At 60.1% G+C, this 19,522-nt stretch carries 19 protein-coding genes and 1 tRNA gene; 3 read left to right on the top strand and 17 right to left on the bottom strand.

Translation table 11 applies throughout. The features are described 5' to 3' along the window. Positions 1-89: 89 nt before the first annotated feature. The 11 genes from recO to rpoZ form a co-directional block, all read right to left on the bottom strand. Positions 90-860: a DNA repair protein RecO gene (gene recO / locus J2X43_RS23295; RefSeq protein WP_310297952.1), complete on the bottom strand. Its 771-nt coding sequence runs from the start codon at positions 858-860 to the stop codon at positions 90-92. Positions 861-926: 66 nt separating this feature from the next. Further along, on the bottom strand, positions 927-1,286 hold the full coding sequence (locus J2X43_RS23290; RefSeq protein ID WP_112537558.1) for a response regulator: 360 nt from the start codon (positions 1,284-1,286) through the stop codon (positions 927-929). A gap of 232 nt (positions 1,287-1,518) precedes the next feature. Beyond that, entirely contained in the window at positions 1,519-2,271 is a 753-nt protein-coding gene (locus tag J2X43_RS23285; RefSeq protein ID WP_112517109.1) for a Crp/Fnr family transcriptional regulator, read from the bottom strand. Between the two features lie 316 nt (positions 2,272-2,587). After that, positions 2,588-3,529, bottom strand: coding sequence for a GTPase Era (gene era, locus J2X43_RS23280; protein WP_112517110.1), 942 nt, complete (start codon positions 3,527-3,529; stop codon positions 2,588-2,590). 7 nt (positions 3,530-3,536) lie between these two features. Next, positions 3,537-4,256, bottom strand: coding sequence for a ribonuclease III (gene rnc / locus J2X43_RS23275; RefSeq protein WP_112390795.1), 720 nt, complete (start codon positions 4,254-4,256; stop codon positions 3,537-3,539). Beyond that, positions 4,253-4,996, bottom strand: coding sequence for a signal peptidase I (gene lepB / locus J2X43_RS23270; protein WP_112390794.1), 744 nt, complete (start codon positions 4,994-4,996; stop codon positions 4,253-4,255). The genes rnc and lepB overlap by 4 nt, the downstream gene beginning before the upstream one ends. Before the next feature lie 115 nt (positions 4,997-5,111). Further along, positions 5,112-5,516: a holo-ACP synthase gene (acpS, locus tag J2X43_RS23265; RefSeq protein WP_112390793.1), complete on the bottom strand. Its 405-nt coding sequence runs from the start codon at positions 5,514-5,516 to the stop codon at positions 5,112-5,114. A gap of 25 nt (positions 5,517-5,541) precedes the next feature. Further along, the gene (locus J2X43_RS23260) at positions 5,542-6,132 is read right to left on the bottom strand and encodes a DUF2062 domain-containing protein (protein WP_310297939.1); all 591 of its coding nucleotides are present in this window, start codon (positions 6,130-6,132) and stop codon (positions 5,542-5,544) included. A gap of 144 nt (positions 6,133-6,276) precedes the next feature. Then, complete coding sequence (locus J2X43_RS23255; RefSeq protein ID WP_112390791.1) at positions 6,277-6,426, bottom strand: DUF3563 family protein; 150 nt, start codon at positions 6,424-6,426, stop codon at positions 6,277-6,279. A 165-nt stretch (positions 6,427-6,591) separates the two neighbouring features. Further along, complete coding sequence (locus J2X43_RS23250) at positions 6,592-8,826, bottom strand: bifunctional (p)ppGpp synthetase/guanosine-3',5'-bis(diphosphate) 3'-pyrophosphohydrolase (RefSeq protein WP_112390790.1); 2,235 nt, start codon at positions 8,824-8,826, stop codon at positions 6,592-6,594. Between the two features lie 141 nt (positions 8,827-8,967). Continuing rightward, positions 8,968-9,372 (bottom strand): DNA-directed RNA polymerase subunit omega, encoded by a 405-nt coding sequence (rpoZ, locus tag J2X43_RS23245; protein WP_112390789.1) that lies wholly within the window; start codon positions 9,370-9,372, stop codon positions 8,968-8,970. A 293-nt stretch (positions 9,373-9,665) separates the two neighbouring features. On the opposite strand from rpoZ, the gene J2X43_RS23240 reads away from it, so the two are divergent. Beyond that, positions 9,666-10,247, top strand: coding sequence for an NYN domain-containing protein (locus J2X43_RS23240; RefSeq protein ID WP_112517113.1), 582 nt, complete (start codon positions 9,666-9,668; stop codon positions 10,245-10,247). Between the two features lie 135 nt (positions 10,248-10,382). Here J2X43_RS23240 and smpB read toward each other — a convergent pair whose 3' ends face one another. Together smpB and dapA are read right to left on the bottom strand one after the other, a co-directional pair. Next, positions 10,383-10,862: an SsrA-binding protein SmpB gene (gene smpB, locus J2X43_RS23235; protein WP_112390788.1), complete on the bottom strand. Its 480-nt coding sequence runs from the start codon at positions 10,860-10,862 to the stop codon at positions 10,383-10,385. A 112-nt stretch (positions 10,863-10,974) separates the two neighbouring features. Further along, positions 10,975-11,859 (bottom strand): 4-hydroxy-tetrahydrodipicolinate synthase, encoded by an 885-nt coding sequence (gene dapA / locus J2X43_RS23230; protein ID WP_112390787.1) that lies wholly within the window; start codon positions 11,857-11,859, stop codon positions 10,975-10,977. A 216-nt stretch (positions 11,860-12,075) separates the two neighbouring features. Between dapA and J2X43_RS23225 the strand changes: the two genes are divergently transcribed. Continuing rightward, positions 12,076-14,142 carry a lytic transglycosylase domain-containing protein gene (locus J2X43_RS23225; protein WP_310297926.1) on the top strand — a complete coding sequence of 689 codons (2,067 nt, stop codon included), beginning with the start codon at positions 12,076-12,078 and terminating at the stop codon, positions 14,140-14,142. Between the two features lie 56 nt (positions 14,143-14,198). Then, a complete protein-coding gene (locus J2X43_RS23220) occupies positions 14,199-15,086 on the top strand; it encodes an alpha/beta hydrolase (RefSeq protein WP_310297923.1) in 888 nt (295 codons plus the stop codon). Positions 15,087-15,191: 105 nt separating this feature from the next. Here the strand turns inward: J2X43_RS23220 and J2X43_RS23215 are convergent, their stop codons facing one another. From J2X43_RS23215 to J2X43_RS23200, 4 genes are all read right to left on the bottom strand, one after another. After that, positions 15,192-16,247 carry a porin gene (locus J2X43_RS23215; protein ID WP_310297920.1) on the bottom strand — a complete coding sequence of 352 codons (1,056 nt, stop codon included), beginning with the start codon at positions 16,245-16,247 and terminating at the stop codon, positions 15,192-15,194. A gap of 564 nt (positions 16,248-16,811) precedes the next feature. Further along, positions 16,812-16,901: transfer RNA gene (locus J2X43_RS23210), tRNA-Ser, on the bottom strand. Positions 16,902-16,986: 85 nt separating this feature from the next. Beyond that, the gene (locus J2X43_RS23205; protein ID WP_310297917.1) at positions 16,987-18,204 is read right to left on the bottom strand and encodes an FAD-dependent oxidoreductase; all 1,218 of its coding nucleotides are present in this window, start codon (positions 18,202-18,204) and stop codon (positions 16,987-16,989) included. A 77-nt stretch (positions 18,205-18,281) separates the two neighbouring features. Then, entirely contained in the window at positions 18,282-19,397 is a 1,116-nt protein-coding gene (locus J2X43_RS23200; protein WP_310297915.1) for a Gfo/Idh/MocA family oxidoreductase, read from the bottom strand. Positions 19,398-19,522 lie beyond the last annotated feature (125 nt).

Here is a 19,522-nt window from a genome sequence, read left to right as displayed (position 1 = left end):
ATCTGCCGTTGCCGAAGAGATAGGGAGCAAGCGCGGCGTGGTAAACCGCCAAATCCGCAGCATGTCTTTCACCGGTGAAAAACCGCGCTTCAGGCGGAGAGCTTGCCATCCGGCGGCAGGGCTACTGCCGAGGCGTTGATCGCCTTCAGTGCCGACTGGATGAAACCGTCGCGGGCCGATGCCGCCTCGATGCCGCGCGGCTCGTAGACATGGCGGTGGAGAAAGAAGCTGGTCAGGCGAAAGGCGGCGGCGAGATTGTCGTAATCGGCGGCATGATTGCCCTCACCCGCCAGAAACGACGGCAGCAGCAGCATCTTGTCGGCATAGGGCCTGCCTGCTGCGCGGCAGACGGCGCGGCCGGATTTCGGCGAGACGTAGGCGAGATCGGTCTTGACGCCGGTCGCCGCACATTCGCTGAGATCGATGCCGTAACCGAGATCATTCAGCACCGCGAGTTCGAAGCGGACGAAGAGCTCGCCGGCATCGGCAGGATTGTGGAGATTGTCGAGAATGACCTCCAGCGCGTCGTAGAGATGCGGATGCGGATCACGCTCGGGCAGCAGGCGCAGCAACGCACCCATCGCCTGCACGCCATAGACGGCGGTGGCACTCTCCATCAGCCGCGCGGCGCGCAGCTGTAGCGGCTCGATCCTGAATTCGCCGAGGTGCTCGTCAAGGCGCGCTCGCCAGATGACATCGACTTCATTGCCCGGCTGCAGCACCGGCTGCATCCTGCGCGAACGGCCGGAGCGGACGAGACCGAGATGGCGGCCGCGATCGCGCGTCATCACCTCGGCGATGACGCTTGTCTCGCCGTGACGCTTTACGCCTAGAACGATTGCATGATCCTGCCATTGCATCGGCAACAAACCTCAGACTTCAGGAATCAATCCTAGAGCAAGGCGTCGCAAATGTCATGGAAGCCGTCATTCGCCCGGAAAGAGCTTGTCCAGAAAATCGCGCATCGCGCCTTCGTCGAAGGGCTTTACGAGCAGCGGCACCTGCTGCAGGTCGGCTGGAAAATCCTGGCTGTCGGAATAGCCGCTGACGAAGCCGAAAGGAATGCCGCGGTCATTCAGATGGCGGGCAAAGCCGAAGCTCATGGATTCGCCGAGGTTCACATCGAGAAGCGCGAAATCGTAGCTCTCGGCGTTCACGGCCTCCATGGCCTGATCCAGGCTGTTGGCAATATCGATTGTCTCGACGCCGACGGCGCGCAGAATGTCTTCTGCTTCCATGGCAATGATAAGACTGTCTTCCAGAACCAGAACACGGGTTGCGTTCATGATTTATGCCCCTCGCTGTGCGCCGCTGACGGCGCGCACCGTCTTATCAAACCGCATTTTTACCTCAGATGCCCTCTTGGACGGGTGCTCGCCGCACCGGAAACGGTCCGGCCTGCAACCCGACGTCCCGTTCGCTCCATAAGACAGCGAACCGGGAGAAAAAGTGGCATGTCCGGACCTTATTTTCCATAGCACTGATTTGCATTTAAAAAAGACATAGTTGCTGAAACGCTTATATGAAAGGGCGTTTCCCGCTAGGCAGTCCTTCCCAGCCGGCGATATCCAGCAGCCCCTCGCCGTTCAGCACTTCGCAGCCCCGTTCCTGCCAGCGGATCAGCCCGCGCTCGGCAAGCTTCTTCAGGGTCTTGTTGGTGTGGACGATCGACAGGCCGAGCGTATCGGCGATGTGCTGCTGGGTGATCGGAATAAATTTCCGCCCGTTGAAGAGATTGAGCCGCTTGCCGCGTTCATAGAGGAAGGCGACGAGATAGGCGGCGCGCTCGAGCGCGGTGCGACGGCCGATGCTCAGCAGATGCTCGTCGAGGATGCGCTCCTCCTGCGCGGCGATCCAAGTGATGTCGAAGGCGAGCGAGGAATGCTTGTTATAGAGCGTCATTAGTTTGTCGCGCTCGAAGACGCAGAGCGAGACCGGCGACAGGGCTTCGACGGAATGCTGCATTTCGCCCATGATCGTGCCCTGCAGACCGATCAGGTCACCAGGCATGATATAGTTCAGGATCTGACGGCGGCCGTCTTCCAGCGACTTGTAGCGGAAGCCCCAGCCCGAGAGCACCGTGAAGAGATGGGCGCTGTTGGCGCCCTCGACGAGGATCGTCGCACCGGCATCGGCGGCCAGTTCCCCCTTCTTGAAGCGCGAGACGAAATCCAGTTCGTCACCGCTGAATTCCCGGAAATGCGGCAAGGGCCGCAATGGACACTGCTCGCACGGTGTCTTGAAGGAGTGTGTCGGTTTTGACGTTGCCATCCCAGCCCTGCGCCCGAAAAAAGCGGCGCATCATATTCAGCGCGCCGTTCAAGGCGAAAAATGCGCGGGATGGCGGTTTTGTTCCGCGAACGGTTTGGATTTTTTATTGAAAAACAAGGATGTGGGTGCAGACCGCTGGTTTTCTTGCCAAAGGAGCGCCTCTAGCCCCCTCATCCGCCCTTCGGGCACCTTCTCCCCGCTGGGGAGAAGGGAATAGAGAGGTTGCGGCTCGTCCCTTCTCCCCGGCGGGGAGAAGGTGGCGGCAGCCGGATGAGGGGGCTACTGGCACCCACTTACCTCTAAGGCCGCTACCGCCCTATCGCGGGAAATCCAGTCCCATTTCGCGGAACCGCTCGGGATCGTCGCCCCAGTTCTCGCGGACCTTCACGAACAGGAAAAGATGAACATTCTGCTCGAGGATTTCCGAGAGCTCGCGGCGGGAGGCCGACGAGATCGCCTTGATCGTTTCGCCGCCCTTGCCGAGAGCGATCTTCTTCTGGCTGTCGCGCTCGACATAGATGACCTGCTCGATGCGCACCGAGCCGTCCTTGCGCTCTTCCCACTTCTCGGTCTCGACGTGAGACGAATAGGGAAGCTCTTGGTGCAGGCGCAGGAAGAGCTTCTCGCGGGTGATTTCGGCCGCCAGCTGGCGCATCGGCAGATCGGAGATCTGGTCTTCCGGATAATACCAGGGGCCCTCAGGCAGCGTCTCGGCGAGATAGTTCATCACGTCGTCGCAACCCGAACCGTTCTCGGCCGAGATCATGAAGGTCTGGTCGAACTGGACCGTCTGGTTCGCCGTTGCCGCCAGCGCCAGAAGCAGTTCGCGGTTGACGCGGTCGATCTTGTTCAGAACCAGGATCTTCCTCTGCGGAACGTCTTTCAGCCCTTCCAGAATGGCCTCGGCATCGCCGCGCAATCCGCGCTCGCTGTCGATCAGCAGCATGATGACGTCGGCATCCTTGGCCCCGCCCCAGGCGGAGGTGACCATGGCGCGGTCCAGCCTGCGGCGCGGCTTGAAGATACCGGGCGTGTCCATGAAGACGATCTGGGCGTTGTTGTGGATCGCGATGCCGCGGACAACGGCACGCGTCGTCTGCACCTTATGGCTGACGATCGATACCTTGGCGCCGACGAGGCGGTTCACCAACGTCGACTTGCCGGCATTCGTCGGCCCGATCAGGGCAACGAAACCGGAATGGGTCGGGCCATGCGTTTCTGCGGCGCCGTCAGGCGCGATGTCATTTTCTTCGGTCATTGTTCCGTCAATTCCCGGCAGAGGGTTTCTGCCAAATACCTTCACGTTCCAGCATCTTCGTCGCAGCCACCTGTTCGGCTGCGCGCTTGGAACGGTCCACGCCCGTTTCAGGAGCCACACCGGCCACTTCAACGGTCACTGTAAAGCGCGGATCATGATCCGGGCCGCTGCGTTCTTCAACACGATATAGGGGCGTCACGCCAAATTTCGCGTGCGCCCATTCCTGCAATTCGGTTTTCGCGTCGCGCCGGGCACCATCGGCCCTGACCGCACGCTTCTCCCAATACTTCAGAATGAAGCCGCGGGCGATCTCCAGCCCGCCATCGAGATAGAGCGCGGCGATCAGGCTTTCGACCACGTCGGCGCGCACATTCATCATTCGCTTGCCGGTCAGCTTCTTCACATCCGAACCGGTGCGGATGAAAAGATGCAGATCGAGCTCGTCAGCAACGGAAGCGCAGGTATCGGCGCTGACCAACTGGTTCAGCCGCACAGAGAGCTCGCCTTCCGCGGCATTGCCGAACGTCTTGAAAAGCAGCTCGGCGATGCAGAGGCCGAGCACTCTGTCGCCGAGGAATTCGAGACGTTCGTAATTGCCGCCCTTTTGCGTCCGGGCGCTGGCATGTGTCAAGGCACGGTCCAGGCGCCCCTTCTCGGCGAACTCATGACCGATCAAGCTTTCAAGCTTGGAACGGTCGGCCGCCGAGAGCGTCTGAGCCTTCGTCATTCAACAACCTTGAAGAGGCGGTCCCAACGCATGTTGGACGGCCATTTCCAGATTTCGCGGAACGACGTGTCGTTGCCGAGCGAGAAGAAGATGACGCTGGCGCGGCCGACGAGATTTTCGGCCGGAACGAAACCGACGTCGAAACGGCTGTCGAGCGAGTTGTCGCGGTTGTCGCCCATCATGAAGTAGTGGCCTTCGGGGACGACGAATTCCTGGGTGTTGTCACCGCGCGAAACCGGCGACTGGTCGAGCGTGTCGTAGGTCTTGCCGTCGTCGAGCGTTTCACGGAACACCGGAACGTCCTGGCCCGGATCCTGCGCATAGTCGGAATTGAAGGTGCCGTCGGCGACCTTCGGAACCGGCTTTCCGTTGATGAAGAGCACGCCGTTGGTCACCTGGATCTTGTCACCCGGCAGGCCGACGAGACGCTTGATGTAATCGACTTCCGGATTCGGCGGGAAGCGGAAGACGACGATATCGCCGCGCTTCGGCTCGCTTTCGAAGATGCGGCCGCTGAACAGGTTCGGCGAGAAAGGCAGCGAGTATTTCGAATAGCCGTAAGCGAACTTGTTGACGAAGATGTAGTCACCAACCAGGAGCGTCGGCATCATGGAGCCGGACGGGATGGTGAAAGGCTGGAAGAAGACGGTGCGGATCACCATCGCCAGCAGCAATGCCTGGATGATGACCTTGATGTTTTCCCACAGAGCGTTCGGCTTGGTATCGGCTTTTTCGGACACGCAGTCTTATTCCTCAAAGGCGCCGAAGCGGCGCAATTCTATAGTTGCTTCTCTCTAGCGGCTTCGGCCGGTGGCGGCAATGGCGCGAACATTAAAAGCGACGACAGGCCGCGGCTCAGATGCCTTCCGGCAGCGCCTCGATGATCACGAATGCCTGAGCAAGCGGATAATCATCGGTTATTGTCAAATGAATGACCGGGCGGTGCGCTGCCGGCATCATTGCCTGCAGGATTTCGGCAGCCCCACCGGTCAACCGCATCGTCGGCTTGCCGCTCGGCAGATTGACGACGCCCATGTCCTTCCAGAAGACACCCTGGGCGATGCCCGTTCCAAGAGCCTTCGAGCAGGCTTCCTTGGCGGCAAAGCGCTTGGCGTAGGATTCGGCCCGGTTCGCCCGGCGGTCTGAACGTGCCCGCTCGACATCGGTAAAGCAGCGGTTTGTGAAACGCTCGCCGAAACGCTCAATCGATTTCTCGACGCGCCTGATATCGATGAGATCGCTGCCAATGCCGATGATCATGAAAGGTCCTTCTGCGGGCGAGACGTCATACCGTCGGCACGTCATGCTCGGCGATGGCGAGACGGAGCTTGGCGCGATCCATCAACCGCGTGCGGCGGCGCGACTGAAAGCCACTGACGGTGTAGTATGTCAGCATGTAAAGCACAACGGATGTGACGGCGGCGGGCGGGATGGCGCCGATCAGCATCGGCTCCAGCACCGGGCGCCAGAGCTCGGTGAAATGCAGCTGATGGAACATCTCGTGGAGATCGATCTGCTGGCCGGCCAGCGTATCCTTGCGCGCCAGCAGCAGATGCCCGATTTCCCAGGTGATGCCCCAGATAAAGGGATAGGTCAGCGGATTGCCGAAGGCGGCACATCCGAGTGCGGCAGCCACCATGCTTCCCGACAGGAAGTAGGTGATGACGAAGGCCATGATGAAATGCACGCCGATAAACGGCGTCCAGGACACGAAGACGCCGGCAGCCACGCCCGCCGCAACGGCATGCGGCGAGGCCGTCAATCTGAGGACGCGCATCTTCAAGTAACGCATGGGGCGCAGAAAGCCTTTGCGGGGCCAAAAGGCCTCGCGCATTCTTTCTCCGAATCCTGCGGGTTTTCTACGGCGGAACAACATGGCGGCTATTTAGTGCAGGGCACCTCACCATGACAAGAGCGGCGAATAATCACGGTTACCGCCGGCCGCGCCGTCCAGTTTCTTCGCGCAGGGCGCGCATCACACAGAGCGCCCCATCACAATTTCGGAAGTATTATTCGCAGATTAACGGGCGCGGAACAGACCGCGGTCAACCTGACGCTGACGATATTCAAGATCAATACGGTCATGCGAACCGTTCAGGTAGGCCATTTCACGTTCCTGGGCGCTCGGAGCGCGAAGGGCACGGGCGATTTTCTTGATAGGACCAAACATAGCGTTGTCTCTTTCTTTCGTTCATTCTCTGATGACACGGAAGATAGGTGCTGCAGCGCACAATTACCAACGCTCTAATACGAGTGCAGCCATGCGCATTGCGCATACATGGCCTTATCGTCGTGCAATTTTGGTCACAAAACGATCATAAAATGTGCAGACGCCTCAGTCGTAGAGGCGCCGCACGGTGGCGATGCAGTCCAGTTCCTTGAGCTGAGCGAGCATCTGGTTCAGCTGGCGCAGGTCCCAGACCTCGATATCCAGCGTCATTTCGGTGAAATCGGCGGCAACACGCACCGTATTCAGGATGCGGATGTTGACGTCGAGACCGCCAACCGTCTGCGCCACTTTTGCAAGGGTGCCCGGCTCGTTGAGGGCATTGACCAGGATGCGGGCCATGAAGCGCGACTTGTTGGCCTCGTCGAGATCCCAGCGGACATCGATCCAGCGATCCGGCTGGTCATCGAAATGCTGCAGGGCGGAGGACTGGATCGGATAGATGGTGATCCCCTTCCCCTTCTCCATGATGCCGACGATGCGATCGCCGGGCACTGCACCTGTCGGCGCGAACTGGACGGCGATGTTGCTGGAGATGCCGCGGATCGGAACCGCGTCGACACCGGGCTCGCCTGCGAGAAGGCCCGCTTCGGCGCCTTCCTTGTTCTTGCCGGGCACCTTGAAGATCATGCCCGAGGCGCTGCGGACGTTGAACCAGCCCTCGTCGCCGCTCGGCTTGACGGTGACGCGCTCGTCCTGGTGATCCGGATAGACGGCGCGCAGCACGTCAAGCGACGACATCTCGCCGCGGCCGACGGCGGCAATCGCATCCTCGACATCCTTCTGGCCAAGGCGGTGCAGTGCAGGCTTCATCGCATCGCGCGAGAAGATCTTGCCGGCGCGGTCGAAGGTGCGCTCGAGAATACGGTGGCCGAGGCCAGCATATTGCTTGCGGATGGCCATGCGGGTGGCGCGGCGGATGGCGGCGCGCGCCTTGCCGGTGACGACGATCTCTTCCCACGCGGCCGGCGGCACCTGCACGCCGGAACGGATGATTTCGACTTCGTCGCCATTCGCCAGCCGCGTCACCAGCGGCATGATGCGGCCGTTGATCTTGGCGCCGACAGTGGTGTCGCCGATATTGGTGTGGACGGCATAGGCAAAATCGATCGGGGTGGCGCCGCGCGGCAGGGCGATCAGCTTGCCCTTGGGCGTGAAACAGAAGACCTGGTCCTGGAAGAGTTCGAGCTTGGTGTGTTCGAGGAATTCTTCCGGGCTGTCGCCCTCGGCCAGCGCCTCGATCGTGTGGCGCAGCCAGGAATAGGCATTGGACTCGCGCGACAGGATATCGCCGTCAGGCGTCGTCGCGCCGTCCTTGTACAGTGTGTGGGCGGCGATACCGTATTCGGCGATCTCGTGCATGCGCTTGGTGCGGATCTGCAGCTCGATACGCTGCGAGGACGGGCCGACGATGGTGGTGTGCAGCGAACGGTAGTCGTTCTGCTTCGGCGTCGAGATATAATCCTTGAAGCGGCCGGGCACGACGCGCCAGCGGGTGTGGACGATGCCGAGCGCCCGGTAGCAGGCGGGGATTTCATCGACGAGGATTCGGAAACCGTAGACATCCGACAGCTGCTCGAAGGACAGCGACTTCGACTGCATCTTGCGGAAGACCGAATAGGGCTTCTTCTGGCGGCCCTTGACGTAAACGCTCGCCATGCCGTTTGCCACAAGCAGATCGCGCAGTTCCGTCTCGATCTTCTTGACGAGGCCTTCGTTGCGCTGGGAGAGCTCCTCCAGGCGCTTGGTGACGGTCTCATAGGCTTCCGGGTTGATGTGGCGGAAGGAGAGCTCCTCGAGCTCGTCGCGCATGTCCTGCATACCCATGCGGCCGGCGAGCGGCGCATAGATATCCATCGTCTCTTCGGAAATGCGGGCGCGCTTGTCGGCCGCCATGTGGTCGAGCGTGCGCATGTTGTGCAGACGGTCGGCCAGCTTGACGAGCAGCACGCGCACGTCGTCGGAAATGGCGAGCAGCAGCTTGCGCAGGTTCTCGGCCTGCTTCGCCTTCTTGGTGACGAGGTCGAGCTTTTTGATCTTGGTGAGACCCTCGACGAGGCGGCCGATGTCTTCGCCGAACAGCTCGTCGATCTCGGCGCGCGTCGCCGTCGTGTCCTCGATCGTGTCATGCAGCAGGGCGACCGCGATCGTCGACTCGTCGAGATGCATGTCGGTCAGAATGGCTGCGACTTCGAGCGGATGGGAGATGTAGGGATCGCCGCTGGCGCGCTTCTGCTGGCCGTGCTTCTGCATGGCATAGACATAGGCTTTGTTCAGCAGAGCTTCATTGGCGTCGGGCTTGTATTTCTGCACCCGCTCCACGAGCTCGTACTGACGCATCATCCCGAAAATACTCCGACAAAAATAAAAGCGCGCCAATCAACGATTGGCGCACGGATCATCAATATTATGCCGTAGCAATAAAGGCGCAAGATTGACGATTGGTAATCGTCAAATCATTTGGCGCACCGAAGAGGCAGCGACTTAGTAGTCGTCGCTCTTTTCCGGCGGCACGAGGCCTTCGATACCGGCCAGAAGCTCTTCTTCCGACATCTGGTCGAACGTGATGGTTTCCGGCTGATCGTCCTGATCTTCGCCATCGGCAGCCGATACGCCGCCGGCAGCAATCAGGCTGGCCGGATCGGGCTCGGGCTCATCGACTTCGACATGCTTCTGCAGCGAATGGATCAGGTCTTCCTTCAGGTCATCGGGAGACAGGGTCTCGTCTGCGATTTCGCGCAGAGCCACAACCGGGTTCTTGTCGTTGTCGCGATCGATGGTGATCGAGGCACCCTGGGAAATCAGCCGGGCGCGGTGGCTGGCAAGCAGAACCAGCTCGAAGCGGTTCTCTACTTTGTCGATGCAATCTTCAACTGTGACACGGGCCATTGCCTGTCCTTTGCGGTCGTGATCTCGGGATTGGTACGCCCGATACAATTAAAACCCGGCGAATTCAAGTTTTTCGTGCGTAAGCCTGCGGTTTACGGCCTATCCTGTTAAAATCGCACGGAGAATATGACATTTCCACCAATAGTTGCTTGGAATATGCCGAATCGTGCCCTAAATCTCCTGTATATGAATAATTCATAAATTACGGATTATTCCTCTCGCCAGTTAAGCCATTGTTTTTATGTGTTTTTGACGAGAGACTATTTGGATTACTCTAATTGGATTGGCAGGCGATGTTCGACCCACGGGAAAAAATTGCGCTCTTTATCGATGGCGCCAACCTTTATGCGGCATCCAAGAGCCTCGGCTTCGATATTGACTACCGCAAGCTGCTGAAAGCATTCCAGAAACGCGGCTACCTGCTGCGTGCTTACTATTATACGGCGTTGATCGAAGACCAGGAATATTCCTCGATCCGCCCGCTGATCGACTGGCTGGATTACAATGGCTACAAGGTTGTAACCAAGCCTGCGAAGGAATTCACCGACTCCATGGGCCGCCGCAAGATCAAGGGCAACATGGATATCGAACTCGCGATAGACGCGATGGAACAGTCCGAAACCGTCGATCACCTCGTCATCTTCTCCGGCGACGGCGATTTTACGACGCTGGTCGAAGCGCTGCAGCGCCGCGGCCGCAAGGTTTCGATCATCTCAACGATGGCAACCCAGCCGCCGATGATCGCTGACGATCTGCGCCGCCAGGCCGATCACTTCATCGATCTTCTGTCGCTCAAGGCAGAAATCGGCCGCGATCCTTCCGAGCGGCCGCAGAGACAGGTCGAGGCTCCCGCAGCCGCCGAGACCGACGAATAAGACCGGCTGGCCGGTTCACCCGCGTGATCCGGCTGCATCCTTCTTCCATGATGACTTTGTTCCATCGGACCGTGATCTTCGATTACGGTCCGATTGTCTTTATAGCGCGCGGGCAAGGCCCGAAGGCGCTGAGGATCAGCGATTGTCCTTGAGCAACCGGCTCTTCTGCCGGTTCCAATCGCGTTCCTTCTCCGTCTCGCGCTTGTCGTGCAGCTTCTTGCCCTTGGCGAGGGCGAGTTCCATCTTGGCGCGGCCCTGTTCGTTGAAGTAGATCTTCAACGGCACGAGCGTCATGCCTTCGCGGTTGATGCCGGAGCGCAAGCGATTGATTTCACGCGCAGACAGCAGCAGCTTGCGGCGGCGGCGCGGCTCGTGATTGAAGCGGTTGGCCTGCAGATATTCCGGCAGATACGAATTGATCAGCCAGATTTCGCCGCCTTCATCCGATGCGTAGGATTCAGCGATATTGGCCTTGCCGTCGCGCAGCGCCTTGACCTCGGTGCCCATCAGCATGAGCCCGGCCTCATAGGTATCGATGATCTCGTAGTTGAAGCGCGCCTTGCGGTTTTCGGCGACGACCTTCTTGACGATGCGCTGGCTGCCTTTGGGGGCCATGACGAAATTCCAACTGCTTGGGGCGCACGACGGCGCGCCCTCATTTCCCGCCTAGTATGTAGGGGAACCACCCGAGCTTGTGAAGACGGGCAAGCCCGCCTTCACCTCTGGTTCAGTTCAACAGGCCGGCGTGACGAAGCGCGGCATCCATCGCTGCTTCGGTGCCTGCTTCCAATGAGGCGACCAGCGGCGAGCGAACGTTGCGGCTCATGCGGCCAAGCTTTGCGAGACCATATTTCGCGCCGCAGACACCCGGCTCCATGAACACTGCCTTGTGCAACGGCATCAGGCGGTCCTGATATTCCAGCGCCTTGACATAATCGCCGGCCAGCGTCGCTGCCTGGAACTCCGCACAGAGGCGCGGCGCCACGTTGGCAACGACCGAGATACAGCCAACGCCACCGTGAGCGTTGAAGCCCAGCGCCGTTGCATCTTCACCCGACAGCTGGCGGAAATCCTTGCCGCAGGTGATGCGCTGGTCGGAGACGCGCTCGATCTTGCCCGTCGCATCCTTGACGCCGACGATGTTCGAATGCGCCTTGGCGAGCGCACCCATCGTCTCCGGCGACATGTCGATGACCGAACGGCCCGGAATGTTGTAGATATAGATCGGCAGCTTGACCGCCTCGGCGATCGCCGAGAAATGCGCGATCAGACCCTTCTGGGTCGGCTTGTTGTAATAGGGCGTAACGACGAGAACGGCATCCGCGCCTGCCTTTTCGGCATGCTGGGCAAGCTCGATCGCTTCGCGTGTGTTGTTCGATCCGGCGCCGGCCATAACAGGAACGCGCTTGGCGGCCGCCTCGATGCAGAGTTCCACCACCCGTTTGTGCTCGGCATGCGACAGCGTCGGCGATTCGCCGGTCGTACCGACAGGAACGAGGCCGCTGCTTCCTTCCTTGATCTGCCAATCGACATGGGCGGCGAAAGCCGCTTCATCGACATTGCCAGAATCCGTGAAGGGGGTGACGAGGGCGGGAATGGATCCCTTGAACATGCAGAACTCCCTAAGGCCGAAATCCACGCTTCGGCCGCATTCTTTGGATAAGAGTTGCGCACCATAGAGCGGTGAAAACGCCGCGACAAGCATGCTGAGATCGGTTTAGGGCAAATTCCGATATCAAATGTGAACGAAGTTTACCGGTTCCGGTAAGCTTTCATTAAGATGCCGTTTGCGAGACTTGGGGCCACGTTTTCGTTGCGAGTATCCCGGATGAGAAGAGCTGTCCTGACCCTGACCGCCCTCGGCCTGTCGGCCGCCGCGTGGAGCAGCGTCGCGTCGCCATTACCGCAGACAGATGTTCCGGTCCCCGACGTCAAGCCGATCGGCTATGTGCCGCAGACATCCATGCCGGAATCGATCATGACCGGCGCCATTCCTCGTACGGTCGCGCCTGTGAACGGCGATCTGAAGAGCGGGCTCGACGCGCTATCGGCCAAGGATCCGCAGCAGGCGATCTCCATTCGCGACGGCATGGCGAAGGGAACGCTCGACCGCCATATCCTGACCTGGGCGATCGCCATGTCCGGGCAGAAGGGTATCCCATCCTACGAGATCGCCGGCGCCTCGCAAGAGCTGAAAGGCTGGCCCGGTCTTTCGCGGCTGCGCGCCAATTCCGAACGCGCGCTCTACGACGAAAACCCTGACCCAGCGGCGGTCTTTGCCGCTTTCGGCGATACTGCGCCAGAGACAAACGAGGGCGCCATCATTCTGTCGCGTGCGCTGGTTTCGGCCGGAAAGCAGGCGCAGGCAGCCAAATATATCCGCAAAGTCTGGCGCGGCCAGGGCCTGGACAAGGCAACTGAAGACAAGATCCTGGCCGAGTTTTCGGGCCTGATCACGCCTGCCGACCACAAGGCGCGCATGGACTATCTCATGTATCGCGGCCGCACGGCACAAGCCAAGCGCTTCGGCGACATGGGACAGGCGCAATCGCTCTACAAGGCCTGGGCGGCCGTCGCCGCCAAGGCGCCGAACGCCGCAGCCCTGCTCAACGGCGTCGACAAGACATGGGGCACCGACCCCGGCTATCTCTTTGCCCGCATCGAATATCTGCGTAAACAGGAGAAATATGCCGAGGCCGCCAAGCTTCTGGCGCAGATGCCATCGAAGCGCGACGAGCTGGTGAACGCCGGCGAATGGTGGAACGAACAGCGGATCATCAGCCGCGGGCTGGTCGATCAGGGACAGTTTGCCGCCGCCTATCGCATCGTTTCCAACAGCGTGGCGACCAGTCCGACCGATATCGTCGAGGCGGAATTCCATGCCGGATGGTATGCGCTGCGCGGCCTTCAGGACCCCAATGCGGCCGAACAGCATTTCCGCAAGATCCTGCAGATCTCCAGCGGGCCACTCTCGGTGTCGCGCGCCTGGTACTGGCTCGGACGCTCGGCGGAAGCCGGTGGCCCCGGCCAATCGAAAGAGTTCTACACCAAGGCTGCGAGCCTCCCGAGCACCTTCTACGGGCAGCTCGCCAGCGAGCGGCTGGGCCGCAAGACGCTGAATGTTTCGTACCCGTCGCCGACCAATGAGGACCGGCAGAACCTGCAATCGCGCGAAGCGGTGCAGGCGATAGCGCGACTTGAAGCCGCCGGACATGGCTGGCGGGCCGCAGCACTCTATCTGGCGCTTGCCGACCAGATCCAGAGCCCCGGCGAACTGGCGATTCTCACCGCGCAGGCCGAGCGCTCCGGTGACCATCACCTGTCGCTGCAGATCGGCAAGATTGCCTATTCGCGCGGCATCGATGTCGCAGCGCTTGCCTTCCCCGTCGGCGTCATTCCCGCAAGCGCCAATATTTCAGGTTCCGGCAAGGCGCTCGCCTATGCCATCGCCCGCCAGGAAAGCGCCTTCAATCCGGCAGCCGTCTCCGCTGCCAATGCCCGTGGTCTGCTGCAGCTTCTGCCTGGCACCGCCAAGGCCGTCGCCAAGCGGCACAACATCGCCTATTCCGCCGACAAGCTGACGGGTGACGCGGGCTATAACGCGACACTCGGCGCCCATTATCTCGGCGAGCAGATCGACGCCTTCGGCGGCTCCTATATCCTGACCTTCATCGCCTATAATGCCGGCCCGAAGCGCGTGCCTGAGTGGATCGCCCGCTACGGCGACCCGCGTGGCAAGAATATCGACGAAATCGTCGACTGGATCGAGCGCATCCCCTTCCCCGAGACACGCAACTACGTGCAGCGTGTGATGGAGAACTATGAGGTCTACAAAGCCCGACTCGGACAGACGCCCGATATCGAGCGCGATCTGATCGGCGGCCGTTCCTCGTAATGGCACTTGAGGGATGATGCAGCGGCGCTAACATCTCTCTCGACAGGGAGATTGCGATGTCGACCGATTTCGGAACTGGCTTTGTGGCACGGACGATCACCACGGCAGACGGCCTGCGCCTGCATGCGCGGGACTATGGCAGCGATCTGAATGCCGCCCTTCCCGTCATCTGCCTGCCGGGGCTGACACGCAACTCCCGCGACTTTCACCAGTTGGCGATCTTTCTCTCGCGCCACCCGCAATTCCCCCGCCGTGTCATCGCCCTTGACTATCGCGGCCGCGGGCTCTCCGACTGGGATGACAACAAGACGAACTACAATATCGCCGTCGAAGCGCAGGATGTGCTGATGCTTTGCGACGCACTCAATGTCCCCCGCGCCGCCTTCATCGGCACCTCGCGCGGCGGATTGATCCTGCATCTGATCGCAGTGATGAAACCGGAATTGCTGGCAGGTGTGGTGCTCAACGACGTCGGGCCGGTGCTGGAACCGGCAGGTCTGCGGCATATCCAGGATTACCTATCGCAGGCGCGGAGGCCAGAGAACTTTGCCGATGCCGCCGAGATTCTACGCGGTCTGCACGGCCGCGACTTTCCGGCGCTTTCGGCGGATGATTGGCGCGAGATGGCGCAGGCGATCTGTCGGCAGGACAGCAGCCTGATCGTCAGCGACTTCGATCCGGCGATCGCTGAAGCGATGAGGGCAGCAGACCTCAGTAAGTCGTTGCCGGATATGTGGGCGCAGCTCGAGGCGATGGCGGTTGCGCCGCTGATGATCGTGCGCGGCGAGAATTCCAAGCTGTTATCTGAAGAGACAGCAAACAAGATGCTGAGGCGCCATCCGCGGGCCGAACGTCTGATAGCTTCAGGCCAGGGACACGCGCCGTTGCTGCATATCGATGGCATTGCCGAGCGGTTGCAGCAATTCATCGAAGCTTGCGGTTAGCGGCTACCGCATCGGGACCAAGCAAATCGATTTGACGATATGCTGAAAAACAAAAAGCCCGGCTCGAGAGCCGGGCTTTCGTGATTTGACCGAAGTCAGATCAGATTAGAATGCGCGCTGCAGGCGGAAGAAGCCGTTTACGCCGTCCGTGCTGTTGCCAGCGCCGTCGTCAGCATTGCCGTAGTTGATTGCCAGCTTCGTGGAGAGGTTCTCTGCGATCTGGTAGTCGAGCGTTACGCCAGCGAGCCAGGTGTGGCCGTCGTCGTAGTTGCCGTCAACGTCAAGTTCGGTGTTGCCGATGTACTGAACGCCAGGAGTAATGGTGAACTTGTCGGTAGCCTTGACAGCGTACTGAGCAGCGATCGACCATTCACCAGCCGTGTAGTAAGCGCTCTGGCCGCTGGAGTAGATACCAGCGATACCGAAGGTACCCGGACCGATGTCAGCACCGAGCTTTACGCGAACAGCGCCTTCTTCAGCGTCGATGTCGTAGCCGCCGATGACCTGGTACGTGAAGGCACCAGCCGTGCCACCAACGCCAACGTCGATACCGACGTCGTTACCATTGGTTTCCCAATCGAAGCCCTGGCCGCCGAGTTCTTCAACAGCGATACCAGCGTAGAAGTCGCCAGACTCATACTGGTAACGGATGGTGTTGAAGCTGGTCGTGCCGGAGTTCAGCGTGTCGAACTCGCCCGAGAAGTCATCATCCCACCAGTTAACGAACTTACCGACGCGGAGGCCAGCGATGTCGATGTAAGCGGTGTCGAGAACGGTCGAGTCCTGCGAGGACTGATCGAGAGCGTCGCCAGCCGGGCGGTAGTTAGCCTGGTAGACGATAACGCCGGTGAGCGGGCCGTATTCGGTGTCGCTCTTGGCAGTGAACTGAACCTGACCGCGGGTGCGGACGTTCCAGTCTTCAGCGCCACCGTTTTCGTATGCATCGCCGAAGCCGAAGTTTACGTCAAAACGAACGTAGCCTTCGATCTTGAGGCAGGTTTCGGTGCCCGGGATGTAGAAGTAGCCAGTGCCGTATGCGTCGCAAACGCGAACGTATTCTACTGCTTCCGGTTCAGCTGCAACGATAGCGTCGGCAGCCTGTGCACCGGATACTACTGCGAGAGCAGCAGCGGAGCCGAGAAGAAGGCTCTTGATTGTCATTGGTGACCTCCAATTCAAAGTTTCGATCGGGTCTGGGATTTTTCGCCGTTAGAGCAGCGTTCCCTGCCCCATCCCCATGTTTCAAGAAGTCGGACGATCAACCGCCCTCGCTTCCGAGGTTGAAAATACAAGACGCCGTCCGTCACGCAATCACCAACTGCCTCCTTTGTGCTGTTTGCATCTGCCTTCACAGACCCCTGTTGCTCAAAGGACACAAAATCGACATACGCCCCGCCGGCTTCTTTATACTTCGTTAAGAAACGCCCGGTTTTGCAGGGGTTTAGCGGGATCTCACATGTGGATGAACAGGCGTTATGTGCCGCAATGATACCGATTTTCCGCCGGATTCGGGGCTTTCGGCACATCTTGCTTGTCGTGCCGGAGGATTTGGTTTGCGCCGATGACCAGAGATGGAGGCTCGTGAATCACATCCGGCCTGCGGTGATTCCCATTTTTGATTCTGCGGGGAACTGAATTCGATTCCATTTGAACGGCAAAACGCCCGGTGCGGATTCGCAGCCGGGCGTCACAAACGAAATGCTGAATGATCTGTTTTGGGAAGGATGGCGGAGAAGATGGGATTCGAACCCACGATACCCTCTCGGGTATACTCCCTTAGCAGGGGAGCGCCTTCGACCACTCGGCCACCTCTCCGGTTGGGAGCCTGATAGAGTCATTCGACTGGTGAATCAAGCGCTATTTCGGCTTTTCACAGTCGAGACCACAGGGCACCCGGTCTTTATGCCAAGAGCTGCTTCAGATCGGCAGCGCCGTCGGCCAGAATGGCCTTGTCCGGATTGATTCCGCTCTCCAGCATCTTCTTTCCCGTCACATAGGCCTTGGCGTCGTTGATGGCGTCGACGGCGATGAACTGGCCCTTGCGGAAGTACCAGATCGAATGCGCGCCTTCGCGGGCGCCCGGGCGCAGCAGCGTTTCGTCGTAGCCGAGGTTGAAGCCGGCGATCTGCAGCTTCACGTCATACTGATCCGACCAGAACCACGGCTTCGGATCATAAGGAGCATTGCCGCCTGCAATGACGGCAGCGGCGGCATCGGCCTGGTCGACGGCGTTCTGCACCGATTCGAGTCTGATCCTGCCGCCCTGCCAGGGGAGCACGGCGCAATCGCCTGCTGCATATATGGAGCGATCGGAGGTGCGGGCGAAGTCGTCGACAATGATTCCATTGGCGACATCGAGGCCCGCTTCCTTGGCGAGCTGGTCGTTCGGGACGACGCCGATGCCGACGATGGCGAAATCGATGTCGATCACCGACCCATCGGAAAGCTCGGCGCCGACAACACGGCCATCCTTGCCGATCAGATGTTTCAATCCGGTCTTTTCGCGGATGACGACGTCGTGGGTTTCGTGAATCACCCGGATGATGTCAGCGGTTTCCTTGGCGGCGACGCGCTGCAGGATGCGCTCGGCCATCTCGATGACCGTCACTTCAAGGCCGAGATGGCGGGCGACAGCCGCCGCTTCGAGACCGATATAGCCGCCGCCTATAATAAGGACACGGCGGCCGGGGCGCATTTCGCCGGCAAGCAGGTCGGCATCGCGCTTGTCGCGAGCGACATAGACGCCTTCGAGATCGCCGCCGATGGCTGCCGGCAGCTTGCGCGGCGTCGAGCCCGTCGTCAGCGCCAGCGTTCCATATTCTATAGAGGAGCCGTCCTGCAGCAGCACCTGCTTGGTGTCGCGCTTGATCTGCTCGACCCAGGTCGACAGGCGGATCTCGACATTATTGTCCGGGTACCACTGCTCCGGGCGGAAGAGCAGGCGATCGAAGCTCATCTCGCCGAGCAGATATTTCTTGGAGAGCGGCGGGCGCTGGTACGGCAGAACATCCTCGGCGCCGAGGATGGTGATCGGGCGGGTGTCCTTGAGGGCGCGGAGTTTCGCAGCCATGGCGAAGCCTGCCTGCCCTGCGCCGATGATTACCAGTCTGTCCGTCACGGTCCCGCTCCCTGCAATCGTTGTTGGGGCGAGAGGTAGTCCCCGCCCCTTGCGCCGTCAACCGGAAGCGAATCTCTTCAGTCGATCTCGATCCAGCGGCGCTCGTGAAACGACTGTGCCATGGCGTGAACAGACTTCTCTATCCTAAGACCGTCTTCGAATGTCACCAAGGACGACGGCTCGCCCGAAATGGCGCGGATCAGTTCGCGGCATTCGATGATCTTCAGATCGTTGAAGCCGAGGCCGTGGCCCGGTGCGGGAATGAAGCGGTCATAGGGCTGGTGCGCAGGCGCCGCGAGAATCTTGCGGTAACCCTGCTCGGTGCCCCGTCCCGTTGCCTGATAGAGATCGAATTCGTTCATCCGCTCCTGATCGTAGGCGATCGAGCCCTTCGAGCCGTAGATCTGCAGCGCGATGCGGCCCTTGCGGCCCCAGGCGGCGCGGTTGGCCATCAACACGGCGGAGATGCCGCCGCCGAGGCGCATCAGCACATTGGCCGCATCGTGATTCTCGACGGCGCGGCGGCCGCCTTCCTTGACCGGACGATCGGCATAGGGTTTCACCATATCGGTAATGACGGCCTCGACATGGCCGAAGAGATACCAGAGCAGCGACAGCGGGTGGACGGCGAAATCGTCGAGCGCACCGTAGCCTGCCGAGAGCTCACTCTTCCAATAGAAGAAGACATCGGCATCGGCCATGAAGTCCTCGTCCATCTCGACGCGGATATGGTTGACCGTTCCGATCGCGCCTTCCTCGATCAGGGTCTTGATGTGCCGCATGATCGGGTTCTGGATATAATTGTAGCCGAGCACGGCGACCTTGCCCGATGCCTTGGCGACATCGAGCATGCGGCTGGCGTCCTTATAAGCAGGCGCCATCGGCTTTTCGCACCAGACGTGCTTGCCCGCTTCAAGCGCTGCGATCGCCATCTCGGCGTGGAACTGGTTGGGCGTCGTCACCGAGACGACGTCGACTTCAGGATCAGCGATCAGCGTCCGCCAATCCGCGGTCGCCTTCTCGAAGCCGAATTCGGAGGCGCGCGACCTGGCGAGATCGGGGTTGGCTTCGGCCAGATGGACGAGGCGCGGCCGCTCGACATCGCCGAAGACGGTCTTGACCGCATTCCAGGCCAGCGCGTGGCACTTGCCCATATAGCCGGTACCGATCAAACCTATGCCAAGTGGCCTCATTTTGCGTATCCTCCTCCGAAAGCGAGGCGATTTTTGGAATATTTAGATCATTTTGACAAGATGCTAATGTTGCGACATTTGCGGCATGGGCGCCGGATTTACGTCTAAAATACTGAAAATTAAGC

The sequence above is a fragment of the Rhizobium sp. BE258 genome (assembly GCF_031457345.1).
In the GTDB taxonomy this organism is placed as follows: Bacteria; Pseudomonadota; Alphaproteobacteria; order Rhizobiales; family Rhizobiaceae; genus Rhizobium.
This window is presented reverse-complemented; position numbering and strand designations above follow the sequence as displayed.

What these genes read in the sequence shown, in the direction of transcription:
- recO (WP_310297952.1), bottom strand. Translation starts at nt 860, where the DNA reads ATGCAATGGCAGGATCATGCAATCGTTCTAGGCGTAAAGCGTCACGGC.
- J2X43_RS23290 (WP_112537558.1), bottom strand. Translation starts at nt 1,286, where the DNA reads ATGAACGCAACCCGTGTTCTGGTTCTGGAAGACAGTCTTATCATTGCC.
- J2X43_RS23285 (WP_112517109.1), bottom strand. Translation starts at nt 2,271, where the DNA reads ATGGCAACGTCAAAACCGACACACTCCTTCAAGACACCGTGCGAGCAG.
- era (WP_112517110.1), bottom strand. Translation starts at nt 3,529, where the DNA reads ATGACCGAAGAAAATGACATCGCGCCTGACGGCGCCGCAGAAACGCAT.
- rnc (WP_112390795.1), bottom strand. Translation starts at nt 4,256, where the DNA reads ATGACGAAGGCTCAGACGCTCTCGGCGGCCGACCGTTCCAAGCTTGAA.
- acpS (WP_112390793.1), bottom strand. Translation starts at nt 5,516, where the DNA reads ATGATCATCGGCATTGGCAGCGATCTCATCGATATCAGGCGCGTCGAG.
- J2X43_RS23260 (WP_310297939.1), bottom strand. Translation starts at nt 6,132, where the DNA reads ATGTTGTTCCGCCGTAGAAAACCCGCAGGATTCGGAGAAAGAATGCGC.
- J2X43_RS23255 (WP_112390791.1), bottom strand. Translation starts at nt 6,426, where the DNA reads ATGTTTGGTCCTATCAAGAAAATCGCCCGTGCCCTTCGCGCTCCGAGC.
- J2X43_RS23250 (WP_112390790.1), bottom strand. Translation starts at nt 8,826, where the DNA reads ATGATGCGTCAGTACGAGCTCGTGGAGCGGGTGCAGAAATACAAGCCC.
- rpoZ (WP_112390789.1), bottom strand. Translation starts at nt 9,372, where the DNA reads ATGGCCCGTGTCACAGTTGAAGATTGCATCGACAAAGTAGAGAACCGC.
- J2X43_RS23240 (WP_112517113.1), top strand. Translation starts at nt 9,666, where the DNA reads ATGTTCGACCCACGGGAAAAAATTGCGCTCTTTATCGATGGCGCCAAC.
- smpB (WP_112390788.1), bottom strand. Translation starts at nt 10,862, where the DNA reads ATGGCCCCCAAAGGCAGCCAGCGCATCGTCAAGAAGGTCGTCGCCGAA.
- dapA (WP_112390787.1), bottom strand. Translation starts at nt 11,859, where the DNA reads ATGTTCAAGGGATCCATTCCCGCCCTCGTCACCCCCTTCACGGATTCT.
- J2X43_RS23225 (WP_310297926.1), top strand. Translation starts at nt 12,076, where the DNA reads ATGAGAAGAGCTGTCCTGACCCTGACCGCCCTCGGCCTGTCGGCCGCC.
- J2X43_RS23220 (WP_310297923.1), top strand. Translation starts at nt 14,199, where the DNA reads ATGTCGACCGATTTCGGAACTGGCTTTGTGGCACGGACGATCACCACG.
- J2X43_RS23215 (WP_310297920.1), bottom strand. Translation starts at nt 16,247, where the DNA reads ATGACAATCAAGAGCCTTCTTCTCGGCTCCGCTGCTGCTCTCGCAGTA.
- J2X43_RS23200 (WP_310297915.1), bottom strand. Translation starts at nt 19,397, where the DNA reads ATGAGGCCACTTGGCATAGGTTTGATCGGTACCGGCTATATGGGCAAG.